The sequence below is a fragment of the Actinoplanes sp. NPDC048791 genome (genome assembly GCF_040650095.1).
GTDB lineage: Bacteria > Actinomycetota > Actinomycetes > Mycobacteriales > Micromonosporaceae > Actinoplanes.
Genome location: NZ_JBEZGQ010000936.1, coordinates 1 through 3,277, shown reverse-complemented (window position 1 = coordinate 3,277; position 3,277 = coordinate 1). Strand labels below are relative to the sequence as shown.

The 3,277-nt window shown below is 72.3% G+C and carries 4 protein-coding genes and 1 pseudogene; 3 read left to right on the top strand and 2 right to left on the bottom strand.

The features are described 5' to 3' along the window. Positions 1-226 (top strand): hypothetical protein (locus AB0C29_RS40045; RefSeq protein ID WP_360832062.1); only part of this gene is annotated, 226 nt, incomplete at its 5' end. On the opposite strand, the gene AB0C29_RS40040 is transcribed toward AB0C29_RS40045, so the two are convergent. Then, positions 192-1,733: a HAMP domain-containing sensor histidine kinase gene (locus AB0C29_RS40040; RefSeq protein ID WP_360832059.1), complete on the bottom strand. Its 1,542-nt coding sequence runs from the start codon at positions 1,731-1,733 to the stop codon at positions 192-194. The genes AB0C29_RS40045 and AB0C29_RS40040 overlap by 35 nt on opposite strands. Then, positions 1,711-2,448, bottom strand: coding sequence for a response regulator transcription factor (locus AB0C29_RS40035; protein ID WP_360832056.1), 738 nt, complete (start codon positions 2,446-2,448; stop codon positions 1,711-1,713). The genes AB0C29_RS40040 and AB0C29_RS40035 overlap by 23 nt, the downstream gene beginning before the upstream one ends. Before the next feature lie 130 nt (positions 2,449-2,578). Between AB0C29_RS40035 and AB0C29_RS40030 the strand changes: the two genes are divergently transcribed. Both AB0C29_RS40030 and AB0C29_RS40025 read left to right on the top strand, forming a co-directional pair. After that, positions 2,579-2,821, top strand: a complete 243-nt coding sequence (locus AB0C29_RS40030) for a hypothetical protein (protein ID WP_360832054.1) — start codon at positions 2,579-2,581, stop codon at positions 2,819-2,821. Between the two features lie 59 nt (positions 2,822-2,880). Then, positions 2,881-3,277: pseudogene (locus tag AB0C29_RS40025) on the top strand (hypothetical protein); the annotation flags it as partial.

Below are 3,277 nucleotides of genomic sequence, written 5' to 3'. Positions count from 1 at the left end.
GGCGGCCCGGCCCTGGCTCGACGACCGGCTGGTGGCGGCGGCGTGCCCGGACGTGACCAGTGAGCTGGCCGGGCGGGCGTTGTGCGCGCTCGACGTGCTGGTGGGCCGCGACCGCGAGTCGGTCCCGCTGGAGCTGCACGTCACCGACGGGGAAGCCGCCGGCGCGCTGCTGGAGGATCTGCGCGACGTGCTCATGGACGCGCTGCGACGGGGACACCCGGCGTAGGCGGCGCGGCGAGGGCCGCGGAGGTCGGCAGCCGTACGGTGAACTCGGTCCGGCCCGGCAAGGTCTGCACCGAGACCGTGCCACCGTGCGCGGTCACCACCGCGTGCACGATCGAGAGGCCGAGGCCCGTGCTGCCCGCCGCCCGCGACCGGGAGCTGTCCCCGCGCGCGAACCGCTCGAAGATGTGCGGCTGCAACTCCGCCGGTATGCCGGGCCCGGCGTCGGTCACGGTCAGCACGGCCGCGCCGCCGCTCTCGCCCACCCCGACCGTCACGGTGGTGCCTTCCGGGGTGTGCGTGCGGGCGTTGGCCAGCAGGTTGGCCAGGACCTGGTGCAGCCGCTGGGCGTCGCCGACCACCGTGACCGGCTCCTCGGGCAGCGCGAGCTGCCAGTCGTGCCGCGGACCGGCCGCGTGCGCGTCGCTGACCGCGTCGACCACCAGCATGGTCAGGTCGACCGGGTCCTGGGCCAGCGGCCGGCCGGCGTCCAGGCGGGCCAGCAGCAGCAGATCCTCGACCAGCGCGGTCATCCGCTTGGCCTCGGACTCGACCCGCCGCAGCACGTGGGCGATCTCCTCCGGGACAGGCTGGCGGCTGCGCCGGCTCAGCTCGGCGTAACCGCGGATCGCGGCGAGCGGGGTACGCAGCTCGTGGCTGGCGTCGGCGACGAACTGCCGGACCTGCATCTCGCTGGCATGCCGTGCCTCGAGGGCGTTGCCGACGTGGTCGAGCAGCCTGTTCAGCGCCGAACCGACCTGGCCCACCTCGGTGCGCGGGTCGGTGTCCGAGGCCGGCACACGCTGGGCCAGCTCGACCTCACCCCGGTCCAGCTCCAGCTCGGCGACCCTGGTCGCGGTGGCCGCGACCCGGGACAAGGGCTGGAGGGTACGGCGGACGATGAAAGCTCCCGCCCACCCGGCGATGAGCAGGGCGGCCAGCACGGCGCCGCCGGTCACCAGCGCCACCTGGAGCAGCGTCGCCTGGGTGGAGGCCAGTGGCACAGCGGTGATGCTGACCCCGCCGCTGCCGTTGAGGTTCGAGACGACGCGGTAGTCGCCGAGCTCCCCGCCGAGGTCGATGTCTCTCGGAGTGCTGTCCGGGGTCACCGCGGCGAGTTGCGCGACGGTCGGAACGGTCAGATCGTCGTAGATCTCGTCGTAGAAGCCGTTCGTGTCCGTGCCGAGAGCGACGATGCCGCCGCCGGTGAACGCGCCGGTGCTGTTCAGGCGCACCACGATCCAGTTCGCCTCGGAGCCCGGCGGTGGCTTGTCGCTGTTGAAGGCGGGACCGCCGAGGCCGCGCGGGTGGTTGAACGCGTTCGTCTCGAGCAGCTTGGAATCCAGCTGCTGATACAGCGACCTGTGCAGGTAGATCTCCGCGGTGGCGCCGACGACCAGGCCCAGCAGCATCAGCAGGCCGATCATGACGGCGACCAGCCGGGTGCGCAGCGGCCAGCCGGCCGGGTTCCACCGGGCCGGGCGGGTCTCAGTCAGCGGGCTTGAGGACATAACCGGCTCCGCGCATGGTGTGGATCATCGGGTTGCGGCCGGCGTCGATCTTCTTGCGCAGGTACGAGATGTACAGCTCCACCACGTTGGCCTGGCCGCCGAAGTCGTAGTTCCACACCCGGTCCAGGATCTGGCTCTTGCTCAGCACCCGGCGCGGGTTGCGCATGAGGTACCGCAGCAGCTCGAACTCCGTGGCGGTCAGCGTCACGAGGTCGCCCCCGCGGCGCACCTCGTGGCTGTCCTCGTCCAGGCTCAGGTCGCCGACGATGAGCTGCGAGTCCGTCCGCATCGGGGAGTGGCCCATCCGGCGCATCAGGCCGCGCAGCCGGGCGACGACCTCCTCCAGGCTGAACGGCTTGGTGACGTAGTCGTCGCCGCCGGCGGTCAGGCCGGTGATCCGGTCCTCGACCGAGTCCTTGGCGGTCAGGAACAGCACCGGCACCTCGGGCGATTCGCCGCGCAGCCGGCGCAGCACCTCGAGGCCGTCGATGTCGGGCAGCATCATGTCGAGCACGACGGCGTCCGGGCGGAAGTCACGGGCGGTCCGGACGGCGGTCTGCCCGTCGCCGGCGCTGCGCACGTCCCAGCCCTCGTAGCGCAGGGCCATCGAGAGCAGCTCGGCCAGGGTGGGCTCGTCGTCGACCACGAGCACCCGGACGGGACCACCGTCGGGGCGCCGGAGCTCCGTGCTGCTGTCTGCGTTCGCCATCGTCATGCCCCTACTGTCGCGGGCCACGCTTTGCGCCGGCTTTCCGCTTCCTGTGTAGCACCTGTGTGTCCGGGACACAGTCTGACCATGGTTTTCGCACAGCGTCGTGACACCGGCGGCCGACACAGTGATCGGCATGACGGACATGATGATCTCCCGGGTGCAGGGGTGGCGGCGCCGGACGACCGGAGCCGCCCTGGTCGCGACACTTGCGCTGGCGGCGGTGCTGGGGCCGTCGTTGGCCCCGGCGACCCGGCTCGGTGCCGGTGAGCTGGTCGGCTTCTCGACGGTGAGCGCGGTGGACACGATCACCAGCAGTGGCGTGCTCGCCGACGTTCCGGCCGCGGGGCGGGGCCGGAGCGTGTCGGAAACGGACTAAAAGCTTAAAACTCCGCATAATGTCCCGCGTTGTGCCGGCGGTGGAGAGCGGAGGAACGGTTGCGACTGGGTCGTCTCGGTGGTGCCTTCGCGGCTCTCGCCCTCATCGTTCTGCCGGTGGCTCCGGCGGCGGCCACGCAGGGGCCGTACCCGCCCGGCATCAACGCCGACACGATCCGGCTGGCGAGCCCCGGCACGGCCTCGATCGCGGCGGGTGGCGCCCACTCCTGCGCCCTCACCAGCCTCGGTGAGCTGTACTGCTGGGGCGCCGACTCGTCGGGGCAGCTGGGTGACGGCGTCGCGCCGCACACCGCCGGGCAGGCGGTGCTCGCGCTGCACAAAGCGGTCGCCGTCGACGCAGGCCAGGCGCACACCTGCGCGATCGACGTCCGCGGTGCCGCGCACTGCTGGGGTGACGACTCCGCGGGCCAGCTCGGCGACGGCGCGCGGACCGACC

Excerpts from the sequence above, each read along its gene's own strand:
- AB0C29_RS40040 (WP_360832059.1), bottom strand. The coding sequence starts at position 1,733 with ATGTCCTCAAGCCCGCTGACTGAGACCCGCCCGGCCCGGTGGAACCCG.
- AB0C29_RS40035 (WP_360832056.1), bottom strand. The coding sequence starts at position 2,448 with ATGACGATGGCGAACGCAGACAGCAGCACGGAGCTCCGGCGCCCCGAC.
- AB0C29_RS40030 (WP_360832054.1), top strand. The coding sequence starts at position 2,579 with ATGACGGACATGATGATCTCCCGGGTGCAGGGGTGGCGGCGCCGGACG.